Source organism: Hamadaea flava (assembly GCF_024172085.1).
Classification (GTDB): domain Bacteria; phylum Actinomycetota; class Actinomycetes; order Mycobacteriales; family Micromonosporaceae; genus Hamadaea; species Hamadaea flava.
In genome coordinates this window covers 3554361-3574656 of the sequence record NZ_JAMZDZ010000001.1, presented here as the reverse complement: position 1 = coordinate 3574656, position 20296 = coordinate 3554361, and the positions used below count along the sequence as shown (strand labels likewise).

General features: G+C 69.8%; 20 protein-coding genes. 14 read left to right on the top strand and 6 right to left on the bottom strand.

The window, feature by feature from the left end; genetic code table 11:
- The first annotated feature begins 97 nt into the window (after window positions 1-97).
- Window positions 98-838 carry a 4-hydroxy-tetrahydrodipicolinate reductase gene (dapB, locus tag HDA40_RS16670; RefSeq protein WP_308197715.1) on the top strand — a complete coding sequence of 247 codons (741 nt, stop codon included), beginning with the start codon at window positions 98-100 and terminating at the stop codon, window positions 836-838.
- Window positions 839-937: 99 nt separating this feature from the next.
- On the opposite strand, the gene HDA40_RS16665 is transcribed toward dapB, so the two are convergent.
- A complete protein-coding gene (locus HDA40_RS16665; protein ID WP_253756806.1) occupies window positions 938-1462 on the bottom strand; it encodes a GNAT family N-acetyltransferase in 525 nt (174 codons plus the stop codon).
- Window positions 1463-1506: 44 nt separating this feature from the next.
- Between HDA40_RS16665 and HDA40_RS16660 the strand changes: the two genes are divergently transcribed.
- A complete protein-coding gene (locus HDA40_RS16660) occupies window positions 1507-2700 on the top strand; it encodes a glycosyltransferase 87 family protein (RefSeq protein ID WP_253756804.1) in 1194 nt (397 codons plus the stop codon).
- Here HDA40_RS16660 and HDA40_RS16655 read toward each other — a convergent pair.
- A complete protein-coding gene (locus tag HDA40_RS16655; protein WP_253756802.1) occupies window positions 2614-3147 on the bottom strand; it encodes a GNAT family N-acetyltransferase in 534 nt (177 codons plus the stop codon). The two genes, HDA40_RS16660 and HDA40_RS16655, sit on opposite strands and share 87 nt — an antisense overlap.
- 55 nt (window positions 3148-3202) lie before the next feature.
- Here HDA40_RS16655 and HDA40_RS16650 point away from each other — a divergent pair, with 55 nt between their 5' ends.
- Together HDA40_RS16650 and HDA40_RS16645 are read left to right on the top strand one after the other, a co-directional pair.
- Window positions 3203-4414, top strand: a complete 1212-nt coding sequence (locus tag HDA40_RS16650; protein ID WP_372502879.1) for a winged helix-turn-helix domain-containing protein — start codon at window positions 3203-3205, stop codon at window positions 4412-4414.
- Window positions 4411-4905 carry a DUF2752 domain-containing protein gene (locus HDA40_RS16645; protein WP_253756797.1) on the top strand — a complete coding sequence of 165 codons (495 nt, stop codon included), beginning with the start codon at window positions 4411-4413 and terminating at the stop codon, window positions 4903-4905. Before HDA40_RS16650 ends, HDA40_RS16645 begins: the two co-directional genes overlap by 4 nt.
- Before the next feature lie 110 nt (window positions 4906-5015).
- Here HDA40_RS16645 and HDA40_RS16640 read toward each other — a convergent pair whose 3' ends face one another.
- The gene (locus HDA40_RS16640) at window positions 5016-5813 is read right to left on the bottom strand and encodes a DUF4097 family beta strand repeat-containing protein (protein WP_253756794.1); all 798 of its coding nucleotides are present in this window, start codon (window positions 5811-5813) and stop codon (window positions 5016-5018) included.
- Window positions 5814-5861: 48 nt separating this feature from the next.
- Complete coding sequence (locus tag HDA40_RS16635) at window positions 5862-6386, bottom strand: toxin-antitoxin system HicB family antitoxin (protein WP_253756792.1); 525 nt, start codon at window positions 6384-6386, stop codon at window positions 5862-5864.
- A gap of 100 nt (window positions 6387-6486) precedes the next feature.
- Here HDA40_RS16635 and thyX point away from each other — a divergent pair, with 100 nt between their 5' ends.
- The 10 genes from thyX to HDA40_RS16585 all read left to right on the top strand — a co-directional run bounded on the left by thyX (window position 6487) and on the right by HDA40_RS16585 (window position 17883).
- Window positions 6487-7230, top strand: coding sequence for an FAD-dependent thymidylate synthase (gene thyX, locus HDA40_RS16630; RefSeq protein WP_253763653.1), 744 nt, complete (start codon window positions 6487-6489; stop codon window positions 7228-7230).
- Window positions 7231-7284: 54 nt separating this feature from the next.
- Complete coding sequence (gene dapA / locus HDA40_RS16625) at window positions 7285-8181, top strand: 4-hydroxy-tetrahydrodipicolinate synthase (RefSeq protein ID WP_253756790.1); 897 nt, start codon at window positions 7285-7287, stop codon at window positions 8179-8181.
- Window positions 8182-8237: 56 nt separating this feature from the next.
- Window positions 8238-9926, top strand: coding sequence for a ribonuclease J (locus HDA40_RS16620; protein WP_253756788.1), 1689 nt, complete (start codon window positions 8238-8240; stop codon window positions 9924-9926).
- Between the two features lie 92 nt (window positions 9927-10018).
- The gene (locus tag HDA40_RS16615; protein WP_253756785.1) at window positions 10019-12496 is read left to right on the top strand and encodes an FtsK/SpoIIIE family DNA translocase; all 2478 of its coding nucleotides are present in this window, start codon (window positions 10019-10021) and stop codon (window positions 12494-12496) included.
- Window positions 12497-12708: 212 nt separating this feature from the next.
- Entirely contained in the window at window positions 12709-13821 is a 1113-nt protein-coding gene (locus HDA40_RS16610) for a low temperature requirement protein A (RefSeq protein WP_253756782.1), read from the top strand.
- A gap of 116 nt (window positions 13822-13937) precedes the next feature.
- Window positions 13938-15416: a 30S ribosomal protein S12 methylthiotransferase RimO gene (gene rimO, locus HDA40_RS16605; protein ID WP_253756779.1), complete on the top strand. Its 1479-nt coding sequence runs from the start codon at window positions 13938-13940 to the stop codon at window positions 15414-15416.
- Window position 15417: 1 nt separating this feature from the next.
- Window positions 15418-15999, top strand: coding sequence for a CDP-diacylglycerol--glycerol-3-phosphate 3-phosphatidyltransferase (pgsA, locus tag HDA40_RS16600; RefSeq protein WP_372502878.1), 582 nt, complete (start codon window positions 15418-15420; stop codon window positions 15997-15999).
- A gap of 19 nt (window positions 16000-16018) precedes the next feature.
- Complete coding sequence (locus HDA40_RS16595) at window positions 16019-16861, top strand: arylamine N-acetyltransferase family protein (RefSeq protein WP_253756774.1); 843 nt, start codon at window positions 16019-16021, stop codon at window positions 16859-16861.
- On the top strand, window positions 16858-17343 hold the full coding sequence (locus HDA40_RS16590; protein WP_253756772.1) for a CinA family protein: 486 nt from the start codon (window positions 16858-16860) through the stop codon (window positions 17341-17343). The genes HDA40_RS16595 and HDA40_RS16590 overlap by 4 nt, the downstream gene beginning before the upstream one ends.
- 72 nt (window positions 17344-17415) lie before the next feature.
- Entirely contained in the window at window positions 17416-17883 is a 468-nt protein-coding gene (locus tag HDA40_RS16585) for a helix-turn-helix domain-containing protein (RefSeq protein WP_253756769.1), read from the top strand.
- Between the two features lie 359 nt (window positions 17884-18242).
- On the opposite strand, the gene HDA40_RS16580 is transcribed toward HDA40_RS16585, so the two are convergent.
- Window positions 18243-19028 (bottom strand): SAM hydrolase/SAM-dependent halogenase family protein, encoded by a 786-nt coding sequence (locus HDA40_RS16580; RefSeq protein ID WP_253756766.1) that lies wholly within the window; start codon window positions 19026-19028, stop codon window positions 18243-18245.
- Between the two features lie 30 nt (window positions 19029-19058).
- Window positions 19059-20204 carry an acyltransferase family protein gene (locus tag HDA40_RS16575; RefSeq protein WP_253756764.1) on the bottom strand — a complete coding sequence of 382 codons (1146 nt, stop codon included), beginning with the start codon at window positions 20202-20204 and terminating at the stop codon, window positions 19059-19061.
- Window positions 20205-20296 lie beyond the last annotated feature (92 nt).

Here is a 20296-nt window from a genome sequence, read left to right as displayed (position 1 = left end):
GGCATTCGACTGTTCCGGTCGCTCGATCCGGCGGGCGGTGCACGCCGGGATGACGGCCTGAACTGGCACAAGGACATTCGACTGTTAGGTTGACGCTGTGACGATTCGGGTCGGAGTGCTGGGCGCCCGTGGGCGCATGGGTCAGGAGGTCTGCCGGGCGGTCTCGGCCGCGGACGGGCTGGACCTGGTCGCGCAGATCGATCAGGGTGATCCGCTCACCGCGCTGACCGAGGCCGGTGCGCAGGTCGTCGTCGACTTCACCAACCCCGACGTGGTCCTGGACAACGTGCAGTGGTGCGTTGACCAGGGCATCCACGTGGTGGTGGGGACGAGCGGGTTCACCGAGGAGCGGCTCGCCCAGGTGCGCTCGCTCCTGGCGGGCAAGCCCGAGGTCGGGGTGCTCGTCGCGCCGAACTTCGCGATCGGCGCGGTCCTGATGATGGAGTTCGCCGAGCGGGCGGCCAAGTACTTCGACTCGGCCGAGATCATCGAGCTGCACCATCCGCAGAAGGTGGACGCCCCGAGCGGGACCGCGCTGCGTACGGCGCAGCTCATCGCGGCCGCCCGAGCGTCGGCGGGACTGGGCGAGATGCCGGACGCGACGAAGGACGAGATCGACGGCGCTCGCGGCGCGACCGTCGACGGCGTACGCGTGCACAGCGTGCGCTCCCGTGGACTCGTCGCGCACCAGGAGATCCTCTTCGGTACGCCCGGCGAGACGCTGACGATCCGGCACGACTCGTTCGACCGGGCGTCGTTCATGCCGGGCGTGGTGCTGGCCGTCCGGTCGGTGGGATCCCGCCCCGGCCTGACCGTAGGCATCAACCCCCTCCTCTAGCCCCGCTCCTGCGCGCCTGCGTTTGGTGCGGATCACGGTCACGCAGGCCATCGAGCCCGCCTTTGGCCCGCATATCCGTGATCTGCAGGTCAAAAGCGGTCAGAGCAGGGTGGCGTACCGGGACTGCGGGACGAGCATGTCCTCGACGTCGAGCGACCGCCGCGCCCCATCCGGCGCCCAGCCGGCCGACGCCAGGAACTTCGGCGTCGCCGGGGCCTGGTCGAAGACCCACGCCAGGGCACTGGTGAAGCCGTCGTCGCGCCAGTGATCGGCGGCCGCGGCGAGCAGGCGGCTGCCGTGCCCGCGCCGGCCCCAGCGCGGCTCGACCAGCAGTTCGCCGATCTCGGCCGCGGTGGAGAGATCATCACTGGGTCCGAAGGCGATGAACCCCACCACGTACGATGAGGTCGAGGACTGTTCGACGGCCACGAGGACCCGGTGCCGCCCGGTCGGCGGGGCCATGATCGAATCGCGCCAGGTCGCGGCGAACTCCGTCTCGTCGAGGTCGGCGAGGACGTGCCGCGGGAAGAGCCGGCGATAGGCGGTACGCCAGGTCGCCACCTGGATGCGTGCGATCTCTCCGGCGTCACCGGGCCGCCCGGGGCGGACATGTCCTTGAGCCACGACGTCAGAGCGTAACGAAGTGCCGGATCGGGGAGAGGGAACGGGTGAGACACCGGATCGCGATCGTGGCCTTGCTGGCCGTGGCCGCCCTCGCCTTCGACGCCGCTTTCGCCACCCGGCACGGGTTCTTCGACCTCAAGGTCTACTACGGCGCGGTCAACTGGTGGGTGCACGGCGACGGCGAGCTGTACGACTTCATCAAGCCTCGGAGCACGTACGGGTTCACCTATCCGCCGTTCGCGGCGGTGGCGATGCTGCCTATGGCGTTCGTGCCGTGGGGGGTGGCCATCGCCCTCGCGTCGCTGATGACGATCGCCGCCACCGGGCTGGTGGTCTGGTGGCTCGTGGCCGAACCGGATCGGCGGTACAAGACCGCCCTGATCATGGCGCTGCTGATCGCGTACGAGCCGATGCGGGAGACGTTCCTGTTCGGGCAGGTCAACATGCTGCTCGTGGCGCTGGTCGCCGGGGATCTGTTCTTCGGCGTCGGCAAGAACCGTAAGTGGGCCGGGCTCGGGATCGGCCTGGCCACCGCGGTGAAGCTGACGCCCGGCCTGTTCATCCTCTATCTGCTGCTCACCAAGCGGTGGCGCGCCGCGTTCGTGGCGATGGGCACCGCTGCTGGAGCCACATTGGCGACCGCGGCGATCGCCCCGGACATGGCCCGCGAATTCTTCACGAACGCCCTGTGGGACACCGACCGGATCGGCTCGCTGGCCTTCATCTCGAACCAGTCGCTCCAGGGACTCGTGGCCCGGCTGAACCCCGAGGATCCGTCGAAGCTCGCCTGGCTGGTGCTGGCACTCGGCGTACTCGTGGTGTGGGTGCTGCGCAGCCGGCGCGCCTTCCAGGCGGGCGACGAAGCGGCCGGGCTGGCCGTCACCGGTGTCGTCACCGGCCTGGTGAGCCCTGTGACCTGGATCCACCACCTGGTCTGGCTGATCCCGTCGCTCATCCTGCTGGTGAACGCCGGGCTCGCCGATCGCGCCCAGCGCTGGCGGCACTGGGGCATCGCCGGGGTGAGCTATCTCATCCTGTGCAGCAAGCTGGTCTGGCCGTTCGACAACCACTTCAGCAGCTTCTGGGGCTACCTCGGGAGCAACGCCTACGTGTTCGTCACTCTGGTCCTGCTGTTCGCGACCCCGATCCGGTCACCGCACGAGGTGGTAGCGCAGCTCGGGGTAGCGGAACGTGGTCCCGGCGGGAGTCCAGAACTCGCGAACCCCGTCCGGCCGTAGCCCGGCCTTCTCGTAGAACCGTCTGGCCCGGTGGTTCTCCTCCAGCACCCACAGCCGGACCTCGGGCTGCGGCAGTTCGGCGAGCGCGGCGGTCAGCAGCGCCCGGCCGAAGCCCCGACCAAATAGCGGCGGATCGACATAGATCGCGAGGATCTCGCCGACCTCCGGGTCGATGCCGTCGTCGGTCCGGTACGGCCCGAAGCTCACGTGCCCGACCACCTCGCCGTCCGGCCCGTCGCCGTCCAGCACGACCAGCGTCTGCCACGGCGACTCGCCCGCCGCGCGCTTGGCCAGCTCCGTGCGCCGTCGCTCGGCCCACGCGCCCTGGTCCAGGCCCGTGAGCACCTCGTCCGCGATGATCCCCTGGTACGCCGTGCGCCAGCCGTTGATGTGGCTGGCCACGACGGCAGGCACGTCCTCGTCTCGCAGCGGTCGCACGGTGGCCATGGTCGGAACGTAGCGCGGGCGGTTCTGTCGTAGCCAGTGGTTAACCTTGCTCGCGATGGAGACCTTGACCCTGACTCAGGCCCGCCGGATCGCCCTGGCGGCCTCTGGTTTCGGCGGCCGGAGCCTGGTCGGGCCGGCGGCCGGCCGCCACCTGCGCCGCGTCCTGGACAACACCGGCCTGCTGCAGATCGACTCCGTCAACGTCCTGCAGCGGGCGCACTATCTGCCGGCCTACAGCCGGATCGGCCCCTATGACACGGCGCTGCTCGATCGCGGCAGCTCCCGGCGTCCCCGCTGGCTGTTCGAATACTGGGCGCACGAGGCGTCGCTCGTCCCGGTCGAGCTGCAGCCGCTGCTGCGCTGGCGGATGGCGACCGCCCGGGAGAAGGCGTGGGGCGGCCCGCGCAGCATCGCCCGGGAACAGCCCCAACTCGTGGAGTGGGTGCTGGCCGAGGTAGCCGACCGGGGCCCGGTGACCGCCGCCGAGATCGAGGCCGACGTGCCCAAGCCGAAGGGCGGCAACTGGGGCTGGAACTGGTCTGACGTGAAGAAGGCGCTGGAGTTCCTCTTCTACGAGGGCTCGGTCACCAGCGCCGGGCGTAACACCTCGTTCGCCCGCCGCTACGACCTGACCTCCCGGGTGCTGCCCGCCGACGTGGTGGCGACGCCGACCCCGGCCGTCGAAGACGCCCATCGCCAGCTCGTCGAGCGGGCCGCCCGGGCGCTCGGCGTCGCGGCCGAGGCCGAGTTGAAGGACTACTTCCGGCTGCCGGTGGAGGGTGCCCGCCGGGCGATCGCCGACCTCGTCGAGGCGGACGTCCTGGTCCCGGTCCAGGTCAAGGGCTGGAAGCCACAGGCGTACCTGCATCGCGACGCGCCGTCGGCCCGCCGGTTCACCGGTGGTTCCCTGATCAGTCCGTTCGACCCGCTGATCTGGGAGCGGGGGCGGACCGAGCGGCTGTTCGGCCTGCGCTACCGGATCGAGATCTACGTCCCCGAGCCGCAGCGCGTGCACGGCTACTACGTCCTGCCCTTCCTGCAGGGGGAGCGGTTCACCGCTCGGGTCGACCTGAAGGCCGATCGCAAGGCCGGCGTGCTGCGGATTCCGGCGGTGTGGCTGGAGCCCGGAGCCGACCCGGAGCCGACCGCCCGCGCCCTGCGCGCCGAACTCGAACGACTGGCCGGTTGGCTTGGTCTGAGCGGCGTGGATCGGGCCGGGCGAGGGGATCTCGCGCCTTTCCTCAACGGTGTACCGTCAACCACATGACGCAGGTGGAGTCCGTACCCCCCAGCCACATCGGGGTTGCCACGCCCGACCGGGTCACCGCCTGGTTCATGCGGCGCAGCGCCGCGTTGCCGGTCTGGGCCGGTCCTGCCGCCGCGTTGGTCTGCATCGCCGGTGCGCTCGGCTACACCCAGCTCACCAACCCGACCGACGCGGCCGCCGGTGATCCGCCATCCTGCCTGCTCAAGCTGACCACCGGGTTCGACTGCCCGGGATGCGGTGGCACGCGGGCCGCCTGGTATCTCATGCACGGCGACCTCTCCGCCGCTGCCCGCCACCACCTGCTGTTCGTCTTCGCCGTGCCGTTCCTGCTCTATGCGTACGTGGCTTGGGCGGGCAAGAAGGTGTTCAACAAGCAGCTGCCGCAGTTGCGGGTCGGGCCGAAGACGGTCGCGTGGTTCCTCGGGATCTGGGCCGTCTTCACGATCCTGCGCAATCTGCCGTGGGCCCCGTTCACCTGGCTCTACGTCTGACCTCGCAGTACCGCTGACACTCTGACGCCACCAGCCCTCACCCGCCGTACGCGGTGAGGGCTGAAGCGTTTCTCCGGGGCTGACGAGCGGCTGACCGGGAGCCGACCAGGTCAGCCGGCCGCGCGGCTGACCACGATGTCGCCGCTCATCGAGCGCAGGTGCAGGGCGACGTCGGGCTGCCCGCTCGCCGGGGCGCCGGACGGCTGGAGGTCGCTGCGGGCGCGGCCGGACATCGAGGTCAGCTCCATCCAGACGCCGATGCCCGGGACGACGCCGATGGCGATGTCGCCGCTGGCCGAGTTGACCTTGGCGACGCCGTTGCGCAGCGTACGCAGTGCGAAGTCGCCGGACGCAGTCGTGGCGCGAACGCCGCCGCTGAGCGTGCCGAGTTCGACGTCGCCGGAGGCCGAGTGCAGGTCGGCGGAGCCGTCGACGGTGTCGGCGCTGATGTCGCCGCTGGCGGAGTTCGCCTTGAACTCGCCGCCGACGTGCATGGCGCGGACGTCGCCGCTGGCCGTGGTGATGGCGAAGTCGCCGGTCACGTCCTCGACGAAGACGTCACCGGAAGCGCTGTGCACCGAGACCTGCCGGTACGCCCCGGAGCAGGTCGCGTCGGCCGACGCCGTACGCAGGTCGAGCGTGCTGTCGGCCGGGATCCGGATCGAGACGGCCAGGCGCGGGTTGCGCATCTTCAGCCAGCCTTTGTGCTCCGGGGCCTTCACGATCAGGTTCGTGCCGTGCATTTCGACCGTCGTCTGCGCGGCGGCCTCCCGGGAGAGGTCCGACCCGTCGAGCGGCTCGACGGCGACGGTGGCGGTGGTCAGGCCGGGCTGAGCGGTGATCTCGACCCGTCCGGCGCTGACGCGTACGTCGGCGGACAGCGGGCCGGTGATCGGGAACTCGTACATGATGATCAATCCCTTCAAGGGTGAAGCGAGGGGTGGCGTGAGCGAAGATCAGGACTGGGCGTAGCCGGTGATGCGGCGTCCGGGCTGGAAACCCGGGCCGGGGCCGGGCGGGAAGCCGGGGCCGGGGCGGAATCCCGGTCCGGGCGGAGCCGGCTGGGTGGCTCCCCAGAGCGCCCGGACCAGCCAGGCGTTCACTGAGACACCCTCGGCGGCGGCGGCGCGTTCGATCGTCTCCTTGAGCTGCTCGGGCAGCCGGAGCGTGATCCGGGCCTGCTCGCCCTCGGTCGGCGGCGGGGCCGCGGCGGCGGCTGGCTGCGCCTCCGGTTCGGGGAGGGCCTCGGTGACCACCAGGTCGGCGTCGCGTCCGCGCAGGCGTACCTCGACGCTGGCGTTGCTCAGCTTGCTGGTGATCTCGGCCGCGGCGTCGGACAGCGCCTCCATGAGGCAGAGCCGGGCGGACGCTTCCAGGGAACCGGCGAGCAGTCCGGCGGCGCGGGTGATGTCGTCGCCACCGGGCGCGGCGGCGGCGGTCAGATCCCGCTGAAGGTTTTCGAGGTACGGCGACAGCTCCATGACTTCACTATGACATCACGCGTGACGTCACGCAAGTGTCTTCGTGATGTCAGAGAAGGCGGCCTCAGGGGGTGGGTCTAGAGTGTCGGGTGTGACGGAGATCGTGCAGCCCCAGGTCAAGTTGATCGCATGGACGCAATTCGAGGCCCCGGACGACGTTCCGTGGTCGACCGACGCCGACGGCGGGCAGGCGCTCGCGGAGTTCGCCGGCCGCGCCTGCTACCAATCCTGGAGCAAGCCGAACCCCGCCACCGCCACGAACGAGGGCTATCTCCGCCACATCCTGGAGGTCGGTCACCTCTCGGTGCTCGAGCACGGCACGGTGAGCTTCTACTTCACCGGCGTGTCGCGCTCGTTCACCCACGAGCTGATCCGCCACCGTCACTTCTCGTACTCGCAGCTCTCCCAGCGCTACGTCCCCGAGCGCGAGGCGGCCATGGTGGCCCCGGAGGCCATCGCCTCCGACCCCGAGCTGAACAAGAAGTTCGTCGAGGCGAGCGAGGCCGCCGTCCGGGCGTACAACGAGCTGCTGGAGGGCTTGGAAGCCAAGTTCGCCGACGTCCCGAACGCCACCCTGCGGCGCAAGCAGGCCCGGCAGGCGGCCCGCGCCATCCTGCCGAACGCGACCGAGACTCGCATCGTGGTCACCGGCAACTACCGGGCCTGGCGTCACTTCGTCGCCATGCGGGCCACCGAGCACGCTGACGTCGAGATTCGTGAGCTGGCCGTCGAGTGCCTTCGCCAGCTGCAGCGGGTCGCGCCGAACGTGTTCAACGACTTCAAGATCACGACGTTGAGCGACGGCAGCGAGATCGCCGCGAGCGAGTACCTCTGGCAGGGCTGACCAGCCTGCTCAGCCAGTTCACCCCGGACCGCAGTTGACGATAAGTTGGCAAGTATGACGCGCGACTCACGGCGGCCGTTCGGCCGCCTGCTCACCGCCATGGTGACCCCGTTCCGGGCGGACGGCTCGCTCGACGTGGACGGCGCCGCCCGGCTGGCCGCGTACCTGGTGGACGAGCAGCACAACGACGCGCTCGTGATCAACGGGACCACCGGGGAGAGCCCGACCACCTCCGACGCGGAGAAGGAGACGATCCTGCGCGCCGTCGTCGAGGCGGTCGGCGATCGGGCCCAGGTCGTCGCCGGAGTCGGCACGTTCAACACCCACCACACCGTCGAGCTGGCCCGGTCCGCCGAGAAGGCGGGCGCGCACGGCCTGCTCGTCGTCACGCCGTACTACAACAAGCCGCCGCAGGCCGGGCTGCTCGCCCATTTCCGCACGGTCGCCGACGCCACCGGGCTGCCGATGATGCTCTACGACATCCCCGGCCGCAGCGGTGTCCCGATCGCGACCGACACGTTCCTGCGACTCGCCGAGCACGACCGGATCGTCGCGGTCAAGGACGCCAAGGGCGACCTGACCGCCAGCTCCTGGGTGCTGCGGGACACCGACCTCGCGTACTACAGCGGCGACGACGCGTTGACGCTGCCGCTGTTGTCGATCGGCGCGACCGGTCTCGTCGGCACGTCCACGCATCTCACCGGGGCGGTGGCGACCCGCCTCATCTCGGCGTACCACGATGGGGACACGGCGGAGGCGGTGCGGCTGCACCGGCAGCTGCTGCCGCTGTTCACCGGGATCTTCCGGACCCAGGGCGCGATCCTCGTCAAGGCCGCGATGAACGCGAAGGGCCTGCCCGCCGGGCCGATGCGCCCGCCGCTGGTCGACGCCACCGAGGCTGAGCTCGCCCAGCTGCGGGCCGACTGCGACGCGGCCGGCCTGCCTCTCTGACTCGCGAAACGCGGCTGCGCAGCACGCGGCCGCCCATGGACCACAGGAGTTGTGAAGTGACCGAAGCGCACGTGGAGTTGCCCGCACCACCACCGCTGCCGGAAGGCGGCCTCCGTGTCATCCCGTTGGGTGGGCTCGGCGCGATCGGGCGCAACATGACCGTCTTCGAGTTCGACGGCAAGCTGCTCGTCGTCGACTGCGGGGTGCTCTTCCCGGACACCGAGCAGCCCGGCGTCGACCTGATCCTGCCCGACTTCGAGCCCATCCTGGACCGGCTGGACGACGTGCAGGCGATCGTCCTCACGCACGGCCACGAGGACCACATCGGAGCGGTGCCCTATCTGCTGGCGCACAAGCCCGACATCCCCCTCGTGGGCTCCCGTTTCACCCTCGCCCTGGTCGAGGCGAAGCTCGCCGAGCGCCGGATCACGCCGTACTCGCTCACCGTCGTGGAGGGACAGCGGGAGCAGCTCGGCCCGTTCGAGGCGGAGTTCTTCGCGGTCAACCACTCCATCCCGGACGCCATGGCGGTCGCCATCCGGACGCCGGCCGGCCTGGTGCTGCACACCGGCGACTTCAAGATGGACCAGCTGCCGCTCGACGGCCGGATCACCGACCTGGCCGGGTTCGCCCGGCTCGGCTCGGAGGGCGTCGACCTGCTGCTCTCGGACTCCACCAACGCCGAGATCCCCGGCTTCGTGACCTCGGAGCGGCAGATCGGGCCGGTGATCAGCTCGATCTTCGCCAAGGCCACCGGCCGCATCATCGTGGCGTCGTTCGCCTCCCACGTGCACCGCGTCCAGCAGGTCCTCGACGCCGCCGAGGAGCACGGCCGCAAGGTCGCCTTCATCGGCCGCTCGATGGTCCGCAACATGGGCATCGCCCGCGACCTGGGCCTGCTGCACCTCTCGCCGGGCCTGATGATCGGCATCGACGAGGCGACCACGCTGCCGCCCGAGCAGATCGTGCTCATGTCCACCGGCTCCCAGGGCGAGCCGATGAGCGCCCTGGGCCGCATGGCCACCGGCGACCACCGGCACATCACCATCGCCTCGGGCGACACGGTGGTGCTCGCCAGCTCGCTGGTGCCGGGCAACGAGACCAGCGTCTACCGGGTGATCAACCAGCTCGCCCGGCAGGGCGCCACCGTCGTCCACAAGGACGTCGCCAAAGTGCACGTCTCCGGCCACTCGCCGGCCGGCGAGCTGCTCTACCTGCTGAACGTGGTCAAGCCCAGCAACCTCATGCCGGTCCACGGCGAGTGGCGCCACCTGCGCGCGCACGCCCGGCTCGGCGTCGAGAGCGGCGTCGCGCCCGACCGCATCGTCCTCTGCGAGGACGGCGACGTCGTGGACCTGGTCGACGGCCGGGCCGAGCTGGTCGGCCACGTCAAGAGCCGCTACGTCTACGTGGACGGTCTGGCCATCGGCGATGTCGGTGAGAGCCTGCTCACCGAGCGCCGCATCCTGGGCGACGGCGGATTCATCGCGGTCACCGTGGTGGTCGACTCGGTCACCGGCAAGGTGGTCGGCGGCCCGACGATCTCGCAGAAGGGCTTCTCCGAGGACCCCACTGCGTTCGACCCGGTCCTGCCGCTCATCACGCAGGCGCTCGACCGGGCCGCCGCCGACAACATCACCGACCCCCACCAGCTCCAGCAGCTCGTACGCCGAGTGGTGGGCAAGTGGGTGAACGAGGCGTACCGGCGGCGGCCGATGATCGTGCCGTCAGTGCTGGAGGTCTAGCGCCGGAGGCGTAGTGCCACAACGAGACCCCCGGCGTGACACGCTTTCGCGAATGCCGTACCTCGTTGATGATCTCCTCTACGCTGTCAAGCATGGCGCGCCGTACCACCCCGACTCCGAGCCGCCGCGTGAACCCGCCGAAGGCGTCCACTGCGGTGGCACGTACCCCCGCGTCCCGCACCTCTCGGCGTACCCCTGCTAGAACGACCGCACGCCGGCGGAACCGGAGTTTCCCGGGGCCGCTGGATGTGCTGGGCAAGGTGTCCGGCGGGCTGTTCTTCGGCCTGGCGGGCGCCACCGGCTGGGCCGCGCGGGCGGTGGGGCGGCAGGCGGCGACGGCGCGTGAGCTGGAGACGGAGCATCGGCGCGACGGTCTGGGCCTGCTCGGCCTGGTGACCGCGCTGCTGCTCGTGGTGGCGTTGTGGTTCGACGCGGGCGGGCCGGTCGGCGCGTGGATCGCGGACAAGGTGCGGTTCTTCTTCGGTTCCGTCGCCAATGGACTGCCGTTGCTGCTGGGCTTCACCTCGATCCGGATGATGCGGCACGCGTCGGCGGAGGATCGGCAGGGCAGCGGGCTCGTGGGCTGGGGCAGCCTGCTGCTGGCGCTGACCGGCCTGTTCGACATCAGCCAGTCGCCGGCCGACCAGATCGGGCGAGACTCCGCCGGCGGCATCATCGGCGCGGTCACCGGCGGCCTGCTCCGGGACGCGGTCAGCGGCTGGGTCGCGGTGCCCGGACTGCTGGTGCTCTTGGTCTTCGGCATCCTGGTGGTCACCGCGACGCCGCTCAACAAGGTGCCGGAACGACTCGCCGCGCTGAGCGACCGGCTGTTCGGCGGCCGGGGATCCACCGAGGACGAGGACGAGTTCGGGCCCGACCTCGACGAGCGCCCGACGCTGCCGCCGCGCCGCCGCAAGCCGCTGCCGGACCCGTTCGGGCCGGGCGACATCGACGGCGAGGTCATCGAGGACCTGCAGGAGACCATCGTCCTTCCGCGTTCGCGGAAGAAGGAGCGCAAGCAGCTGGAGCCCCCGGCGCACACCGCGCCGCCGCCGAAGGCGGTCAAGCTGGAGCAGCTCGCGATGCCCGGACTGGGCGGCGACTACGTGCTGCCGCCGATGACCTTGCTCGGCCACGGAGCCGCGCCGCGCGCCCGGTCGAAGGCCAACGACGACGTCATCGAGGCCCTGCGGCACGTCTTCGAGCAGTTCGACGTGGACGCCGCGGTCACCGGATTCAACCGGGGTCCGACGGTCACCCGCTACGAGGTCGAACTCGGCCGGGGGGTCAAGGTCGAACGGGTCACCCAGCTGTCCCGCAACATCGCGTACGCCGTGAAGTCGCAGGACGTGCGGATCATCAGCCCGATCCCGGGCAAGAGCGCCATCGGCATCGAGGTCCCCAACAGCGACCGGGAGGACGTGGCCCTCGGGGACGTGCTGCGGTCCCGGGTCGCCGAGCAGGAGACCCACCCGATGGTCGTCGGCCTCGGCAAGGACATCGAAGGCGGCTACGTCGTGGCCAACCTGGCCAAGATGCCGCACATCCTCATCGCGGGCGCGACCGGTGCCGGCAAGTCCAGCTGCCTCAACTCGCTGCTGGTCTCGATCCTCGCCCGGTCCACTCCGGACCAGGTGCGGCTGTTGCTGGTCGACCCGAAGCGGGTGGAGCTGACGGCGTACGAGGGGATTCCGCACCTCGTGACGCCGATCGTGACCAATCCGAAGAAGGCCGCCGACGCCCTCGACTGGGTCGTTCGCGAGATGGACATGCGCTACGACGACCTCGCCGCGGCTGGCGTACGCCACATCGACGAGTACAACCGCAAGGTGCGGGCCGGTCAGGTCAAGCCCCCGCCGGGGTCGGAACGGGTCATCGAGCCCTACCCGTACCTGCTGGTGATCGTGGACGAGCTGGCCGACCTGATGATGGTGGCCCCGCGCGACGTCGAAGACTCCGTCGTACGCATCACGCAGCTGGCCCGCGCGGCCGGCATCCACCTGGTGCTGGCGACCCAGCGCCCGAGCGTCGACGTGGTCACCGGCCTGATCAAGGCCAACGTCCCGTCCCGGCTCGCCTTCGCCACCAGCTCGCTCGCCGACTCCCGGGTCATCCTGGACCAGCCCGGCGCGGAGAAGCTGATCGGCCGGGGCGACGGACTCTTCCTGCCGATGGGCGCCTCGAAGCCGATCCGGATCCAGGGCGCGTGGGTCGACGAGAAGGAGATCGTCGATGTCGTCGAGTTCTGCAAGCGGCAGCGTGAACCGCAGTTCCGCTCGGACGTCACCGCGCCGCCGCCGGTCGACAACAAGAAGAAGGCGGAAGAGGAGATCGGCGAAGACCTGCAACTGCTGTTGCAGGCGATCGAACTGGTCGTCGCCTCCCAGCTCGGCTCGACCAGCATGCTCCAGCGCAAACTGCGCGTCGGGTTCGCCAAGGCCGGCCGGCTGATGGACCTCATGGAGACCCGCGGCATCGTCGGGCCGTCCGAGGGATCCAAGGCGCGCGAGGTGCTCATCAAGCCCGACGAACTCCCCGAGGTCCTCGAATCCCTCGGCGCCGACGCTTGACGCCCCCCTCCCGGGGTTATCTGCGCGATCATTCCCGGGGGTTATCTGCGCGATCATTCCCGGGGGTTATCTGCGCGATCATGAACTAACGGTCGTGATCAACCGGCGTGTCGTGTCCCGAGCGGGCTGATCAACTCCCGGAGTCAATGATCGACTTGGCGGCCGGCGCAAACCTGATCGCCCCCGTGTCACCGACCGGTTACCGTGACGCCGTGACAGCACCTGAGGTACCGGCCGGCCGTGAATCGGTCGTCCGCGTCTCCACCCTGGAACTCTTCTTCGACCTCGTCTTCGTCTTCACCATCACCCAGCTCACCGCCGTGCTGGCACACGATCTCACCGTCGGCACCACCCTCCAGGTGCTCCTGCTGCTGTTGATCATTTGGTGGATGTACGACGGGTTCGCCTGGATGACGAACACCGCCGCCCCCACCGACCCGGTACGCCGGGGGCTCCTCCTGCTCGGGATGGCGGGTTTCCTGCTGATCGCGCTGGCGCTGCCGGACGCGTTCGGCGCGGCCGGCTGGGCCTTCGGCGTCGGCTACTTCCTCGTCAACGCGATCCACAGCGGACTGCTGTTGCGGGTCGCCCCGGCGGCGATGCGCCTGCTCGCCCCGCTGAACCTGGTCAGCGCCTCGCTCGTGCTGGTGGGCGGGTTCGTGCCCGACCCGTGGCGGGCTGTGCTCTGGATCGCGGCCGCGCTGGTGATGACCGCGTCTCCGTACCTGCACCGGCTGACGGAGTGGAACATCAGTTCGGCGCATTTCGTCGAGCGGCACGGGCTCATCGTGATCATCGCGCTGGGCGAGTCGATCGTCGCCATCGGCGTCGGCGCCGGCGGCCTGGAGCTGACGGCGACCCTGATCTTCGTCGCGTTCCTCGGACTGGTGTTGTCGTTCCTGTTGTGGTGGGTCTACTTCGGCGGGGACGACTCCGCGGCGGAGGAGGCGCTGGACCGTACGCCGGTCGCCCGGCGCGGCCGGGCCGCGCTGCACGCCTTCGGCTGGGCGCACGTGCCGCTGCTGCTGGGCGTCATCGGGCTGGCGGCCGGGGTGAAGAAAGCGATCGGGCACGCCACCGACCACATCTCGGTGGCGCAGGCGCTCGTGCTGAGCGGGGGCGTGGCCGTCTTCCTGCTGGGTGACGCGCTCTTCCGGCGCATCCTGCGGATCGGTACGCCCTGGTTCCGGTTCTTCGCCGGAATCGGTGCGCTCCTGACCGTGCCGCTGGGACTGTGGCTGAACGCCGTCGCCCAGCTGGCCGCGCTCGTCGTGGTGGTCGCGGCGCTGCTCCTGGCCGAGCGACGGGCCGCCCAGTCCCGATAGCCGGCAGATCACGGTTACGCATGCCAAACGTGCCCAAGATCGCCTGCGTAACCGTGATCTGCAACTATGCGGACACGAGAACGGGGTGTGTCGCAGGTCCCCGGTAGTCTTGTCGGGTGCCGCCTTCCACCACTTCCCAGCCCCGTGTGGCCCTGCTCACGTTGGGCTGCGCCCGTAACGAGGTCGACTCCGAGGAGCTCGCCGCCCGGCTGGCCAACGACGGCTGGCAGGTGACGACCGACGGTGAGGGTGCCGACGTGGTGCTCGTCAACACCTGCGGCTTCGTGGAGAAGGCGAAGCGAGACTCGATCGACACCCTGCTCGCCGCGGCGCAGACCGGCGCCAAGGTCGTCGCGGCCGGCTGCATGGCCGAGCGCTACGGCAAGGAGCTGGCCGAGAGCCTGCCCGAGGCCGACGCCGTGCTCGGCTTCGACGACTACCCGAGCATCGCCGCCGTCCTGGACAAAGTCCGGCACGGCGAGCAGCTCACCGCGCATACCCCGCGCGACCGGCGCGAACTGCTGCCGGTGACGCCGGTGAAGCGACGGTCGGCCGACGTGATCATCCCTGGCCACGCGGCGACCACCGTCGACGCGGCGACTCCGGCCCACCTGCGGCCGGTGTTGCGCCACCGGCTCGACAGCATGCCGGTCGCCTCCCTCAAACTCGCCAGCGGCTGCGACCGCCGGTGCTCCTTCTGCGCCATCCCGGCCTTCCGCGGGGCGTTCGTCTCGCGTACGCCGGACGAGCTGCTCGCCGAGGCGGAGTGGCTGGCCGGGACGGGCGTCCGCGAACTGGTCCTGGTCAGCGAGAACTCGACGTCCTACGGCAAGGATCTCGGCGATCCCCGCGCGCTGGAGAAGCTGCTGCCGCAGCTGGCCGCGATCGACGGGATCGTCCGGGTCCGGGCCAGCTACCTGCAACCCGCCGAGACTCGGCCGGGCCTGGTGGAGACGATCGCGACGACGCCGGGCGTGGCGGCGTACTTCGATCTGTCGTTCCAGCACTCCTCGGAGCCGGTGCTGCGGCGGATGCGGCGGTTCGGCTCGACCGACCGGTTCCTGGAGCTGCTCGCGTCGGCTCGCGCACTGGCTCCGCACGCGGGCGCGCGCTCCAACTTCATCGTGGGCTTCCCGGGGGAGACCCCGGCTGACGTACGTGAACTGGAGCGCTTCCTGACCGAGGCGCGGCTGGACGCGATCGGTGTCTTCGACTACTCCGACGAGGACGGCACCGAGGCGGCCGGATTCGACCGCAAGGTCACGCCGCGGACCGTCCAGCGGCGTTACGACAAGATCCTCTCGCTGGCCGAGGAACTGTGCGCCCAGCGGGCCGAGGAGCGCGTCGGCACTCTCGTCGAGGTGCTGATCGACTCGGTCGGCGACGACGAGATCGAGGGCCGCGCCGAGCATCAGGCTCCCGAGGTCGACGGTTCGACCACCCTGGTCAGCGGCGACGACGGCGTCGATCTGGCCGCGCTTCAGCCCGGCGACCTGGTCCAGGCCCGTGTGGTCTCCGCTGACGGCGTCGACCTGGTCGCCACGCCGGTGGCGATGATCGACGCGCGCCGGACGCCGAGCTCTCGGGGCCACTAACGTGTCGGCTGTGCAGGAGCGAGTGCGGAAGGTTCCGGTCCTCAACGCGGCCAACGTGCTGACCGCGCTGCGCATCGTGCTGGTCCCGGTCTTCGTCGCCCTGACGATCGTGTCGGAGATGACCGACTCCAGCTGGCGGATCGCGGCCGCGATCACCTTCGGCGTCGCGTCGCTCACCGATTTCGTCGATGGCTGGATCGCCCGCCGGTTCGGCCTGATCACCTCGTTCGGCAAGGTCGCCGATCCGATCGCGGACAAGGCCCTGACCGGATCCGCGCTGGTCCTGCTCTCGGCCTACGGCGTGCTCCCGTGGTGGGTCACGTTGCTCATCCTGGTACGCGAATGGGGCGTGACCGCGCTGCGGTTCTGGGTCATCCGCTACGGCGTCATCGCCGCCAGCCGGGGCGGCAAGCTGAAGACGGTTCTGCAGATCGCCGCCATCACCTGGTACCTGTGGCCGTTCCCCGCACCGTTGAGCGGGGTGGGACCGTGGTTGATGGGAGCGGCCTTGATCGTTACCGTCGTCACGGGGGTCGATTACGCCGTGACCGCGTTGCGGATGCGGGCGGCGAAACGGGTCTGACCCCGCGAGGGGAGATCCGATGTTCGAGGCCTATCTGGACCGGCTGGGCGTACGCCCGACCGAGCCGAGCGTCGCCGACCTGTTCGCCTTGCATCGCGCCCATGTGGAGCGGGTTCCGTACGAGAACATCGAGATCTATCGCGGGCAGCCGCCGGGGATCGATCCGGCCGAGTCGCTCGGCTGGATGACCCGTGGCCGTGGCGGCTACTGCTACCAGCTCAACGGTGCCTTCGCGACCCTGCTCACCCAGCTCGGGTACGCCGTGACCTGGCATGTCGGCGGAGTGCACACTGCCCCGGAGCCGGTCGGGGCGACGGGCAACCATCTGGCGCTGACCGTCTCCGGGCTCCCCTCGCCGGAGTGCCCTGACGGCGTGTGGTTCGTCGACGCCGGGCTCGGCGACGCCCTCTACGAACCGTTGCCGGTGCGTCCCGGGATCTACCGCCAGGGCCCGTTCGAGTACGCCCTGGAACCGTCGAAGGTCGTCGAAGGCGGCTGGCACTTCGCCCATGCCGCAGACGCTTCGTTCGCCGGGATGGACTTCGGCCCCGTCGCCGACGGCGTGCAGACGTTCGCCGCCAATCACGCGTACCTGTCGACGTCGCCGGAATCGGGCTTCACCCGGGTTCTGACGATCCAGCGACGCGATGCCGAGGGCGTGGACATTCTGCGCGGGTGTCAGGTGATCCGGCACGCGGCCGGGGGCAAGAGCGTACGCGAGGTGTCTGGACAGGCCGAGTGGCTCGCGGAAGTTGCCCGGTTTGGCATTCGTTTGGACGCAATCAACCCGAATACGCTGTGGGCGAAAGTTCTCGCTGATCACGAGGCCTGGTTGGCGAGTCAGACGTCGGAGGTTCCATGAGCGCCGAACCGGGGAATGTGCGCGAGGTGGTCGACGTTTTGATCAAGCGCGGCCAGACGATCGCAGTGGCCGAGTCGCTGACAGGCGGCCTGCTCGCCGCGACCTTGGTCGAGGTTCCTGGAGTCTCTCGCACGTTCCGTGGCGGTCTCGTCGTGTATGCGACGGACCTCAAGGCCAAGCTGGCCGGCGTCGACGCCGATCTGCTGGCCGCGAACGGGCCGGTGGACCCCGAGGTGGCCGCCCAGCTCGCCCGTGGAGCCGCCGTGACCTGCGGCGCCGACTGGGGAGTGGGTACCACGGGGGTGGCCGGTCCCGATCCGCAGGACGGTGTGAGCGTCGGAACAGTCTTCGTCGGCGTGGCCGGCCCGGAGGGCCACCGCGAGGTTCGGGGACTGCGGTTCGACGGCGATCGTGCCACGATCCGGGCACAGGCTGTCTCAGCGGCGCTCGCGCTGCTGGCTGAGGGTCTCGACAAGGGGTAGGGTCGTTATCAGCCGTCGGTGACAACCGGCGGCAAGCACTATCTGCCGGATAGATCCGCTAGGGGGTGTGTCATGGTGCTGTTGCGACGCGTCATCGGCGATGCACTGCGCGGGCGCCGCCAGCGCCAGCACAGGACCCTACGAGAGGTCTCCACCGCCGCCAACGTCAGCCTCGGCTATCTCTCGGAGATTGAGCGTGGCCAGAAGGAAGCGTCGTCGGAGTTACTCTCGTCGATCTGCGATGCCCTGGGCGCACAGCTGTCCGAGGTACTTCGCGAGGTGAGCGACACGCTCGCCCTCGCCGAACAGCTCGAAGGCCTGGAGACCGGCCGTGCTGTCGAGACCCCGGTGGCCGCGGCTGCCGCGGCGGGCTCGGCTCGCAAGGTCATCCCGGGTACGCGCAAGGTCACGACGCCGGATACCAAGATCACGGACGGCCAGGTTTCGGTGACCGTACGCCACGATTCGCCGCTGCGGACGACTCTTATGGCGACCCGCAACCGGCGCCCCGGGCGTACGCTCGAGCGCACCGCCGGCTGATCTGCGTTTTCGCACGCCGAACGGCGCGCCCGCCCCTCGTGGCCGGCGCGCCGTTTCGCTACTCCGCCCCTTCCTCGGCCACCTCGCTGGCCCCCTGCCTTTCCGCGCGATCATGAACTTTCGGTCTTGATCGGTCGGCGTGTCGCGTCCCAGGCTCCCTGATCAACTCCCCAGTCCCCTGATCAACTTCGCGCGCCCGTGGTCGACGCCAACGCGAAATGATCATTGACTTGAGGGAACGATCAAGGTCGGCCGGACACGACACGCCGGTTGATCAAGACCGAAAGTTCATGATCGCGGGGTCAGGGCGGCGGAGCGGGCGGGCGAGCGGGCGAGCGGCGGCAAGGGGCGAGCGAGAGCTAGTCGGTGGTGATGCGGAGGACGTCGCCGGCCGTGACTCCTAGGACCACTGCCGCCCGGCCGCCGTTCACCGCGACCGCGAGTCGTTCGGCGGAGTCGGGGAACACGACCATTCCGCCTTGGGGCGCGTCGGCGAAGGTCGCGCCGTTGATCGCCCGGCAGCCGCCGACCACGATCTGGCCGGGCAGCCCGGCCAGCAGCGACCCGTCGGCGGCGAGCTGTACGTTGCCGAATCGGTCGATCGTGAGTACTTCGGATTCCAGCCAGCCGTCGCCGATCGCGACCACCGGGTCGGGGAGGATGGTGAGGCTCGCCGGGTCGATTTCGGGTCCGGCGTCCATCAGTGAGGCGCCTGCGGCGATCCGCCCGGCGACCGGGGCGAAGACGTCTCGGCCGTGGAACGTACGCGAGACTCGTCCGGCGAACCACTTCTCGTTCGTCAGGTGTACGCCGCCGACGATCCCGCCGAGTTCGCGCGCGGCCCAGAGCAGCAGTCCGTTGTCCGGTCCGACGAGGATCCCGCCGGGCGTGATGAGGGCGATGGGCCGGCGTTCGGTGCCGACGCCGGGATCGACGACGGCGACGTGGACGGCGCGGGGCAGGTGCGTGACCGTCTGGGCGAGGACGGCGGCGCCCCGGGCCACGTCACCCGGCGGTACGAGGTGGGAGATGTCGATGACGCGGGCGGCCGGGGAGGTCCGGGCGAGGACACCGTGGCAGGCGGCGACGAAACCGTCGGAAAGGCCGTAGTCGGTCGTCAGCGAGATCCAGTCATAACCGGGCATGTCTCGAAGTTACCGTGCGACCGCGTTCCGTCACTCGCCCTGCTCTCGGCGTACCCCTATCCTGCTGAAGAGGACGATCACCGGAAGCGTGCAGATCAGCGGGCCCACGACGGCGAGTGGCCTGGTCAGCCACCATTGGAGATCGATGGTGAGGTCGTCGGTGCGGTCCGTGAACTCGTAACCGAACAGCAACCAAGCGAGGAAAAGGAATATCGCGAGCCCGGTGGTGTGGACCAGATAGAGCGGCAGTGAGAAGCGGTTGATGAGGTCGTTCGCCTTGCCCCATCGTGGCCGGAGCAGGACGCGCTGCATGGTGGGCCGGAGCAGCTCCACCACGCCGATCTGGAACAGCAGCAGGGCGACGATGACGAAGGTCGGCGGGGCCATGTTGGAGAAGCGCTCGCCCGGCACGCCGACCATCGAGCCCGGGTAGAGGCCGGAGCCGACGAGTCCGACCAGCCCGAACAGGCCGGCCCAGAGCAGCGTCCAGTCCGCGCGCCGCGGCGCGTCGACCACCTTCTGGTAGAAGAATCCCGCCTGGTGGGCGAGGCCCCAGACGAGCATCATGTTGGCCCAGCCCGCCGCCTCGAGGTGATAGTTGAATCGGACGACGTCAATCATCATCGCCGCGCCGCCCAGCCAGACCAGCACGAGGCTGCCATAGCGGCGGTGCAGCCAGAGCGACACCGGCAGCAGCACGATCAGCATCAGGTAGATCGCGAGAAACCACAGCGGACTGATGATGAGCCGGACCGCGCGGCCGATCCCCTCCAGCTTGAAATACCCGCCGATGGCCGAGCCCACCGCGATCCAGACCAGCATCACCACCACGGCCGGCACGGCCAGCTTGCGGATGCGCCGGAGAACAAAATCTCCAATTTGTACGCCACTGAGCCGCGCCCGTTCCCAGGAACGGAGATGGACGTACCCGCCGACGTAGAAGAACAACGGCATGACCTGGAACAGCCAGGTGGCCAGCCAGAAACCGTGCGTGAACCCGAGTGGGCTGGTCGCGTGCGGGCCGGCCTGAGGACCGTTCGACTCCCAGGTCAGAATGGTGAAGGCCCAATGCCACAGCACCACGACGATCAGGCTGGCCGCCCGGAGGAAGTCCACGTAGTTGTCGCGCGGCCCGGCCTTCGGGGTCGTCTCGGTGACTGCCGTGGGGGCGCTCATGCCCGAGGACTATGCCAGAGAAGGCTGCCTCGCACGGTCTGCTGCCCGACGGTCCGGCTGCTCGCCCGTAGGGGGTAGCGGACACCATGAGG

Coding starts and splice junctions, on each gene's coding strand:
- HDA40_RS16635 (WP_253756792.1), bottom strand. CDS start 6,386: ATGGAGCTGTCGCCGTACCTCGAAAACCTTCAGCGGGATCTGACCGCC.
- HDA40_RS16645 (WP_253756797.1), top strand. CDS start 4,411: ATGACGCAGGTGGAGTCCGTACCCCCCAGCCACATCGGGGTTGCCACG.
- HDA40_RS16640 (WP_253756794.1), bottom strand. CDS start 5,813: ATGTACGAGTTCCCGATCACCGGCCCGCTGTCCGCCGACGTACGCGTC.
- HDA40_RS16595 (WP_253756774.1), top strand. CDS start 16,019: ATGTTCGAGGCCTATCTGGACCGGCTGGGCGTACGCCCGACCGAGCCG.
- HDA40_RS16655 (WP_253756802.1), bottom strand. CDS start 3,147: ATGGCCACCGTGCGACCGCTGCGAGACGAGGACGTGCCTGCCGTCGTG.
- HDA40_RS16590 (WP_253756772.1), top strand. CDS start 16,858: ATGAGCGCCGAACCGGGGAATGTGCGCGAGGTGGTCGACGTTTTGATC.
- HDA40_RS16615 (WP_253756785.1), top strand. CDS start 10,019: ATGGCGCGCCGTACCACCCCGACTCCGAGCCGCCGCGTGAACCCGCCG.
- dapA (WP_253756790.1), top strand. CDS start 7,285: ATGACGCGCGACTCACGGCGGCCGTTCGGCCGCCTGCTCACCGCCATG.
- HDA40_RS16650 (WP_372502879.1), top strand. CDS start 3,203: ATGGAGACCTTGACCCTGACTCAGGCCCGCCGGATCGCCCTGGCGGCC.
- HDA40_RS16575 (WP_253756764.1), bottom strand. CDS start 20,204: ATGAGCGCCCCCACGGCAGTCACCGAGACGACCCCGAAGGCCGGGCCG.
- HDA40_RS16580 (WP_253756766.1), bottom strand. CDS start 19,028: ATGCCCGGTTATGACTGGATCTCGCTGACGACCGACTACGGCCTTTCC.
- HDA40_RS16585 (WP_253756769.1), top strand. CDS start 17,416: ATGGTGCTGTTGCGACGCGTCATCGGCGATGCACTGCGCGGGCGCCGC.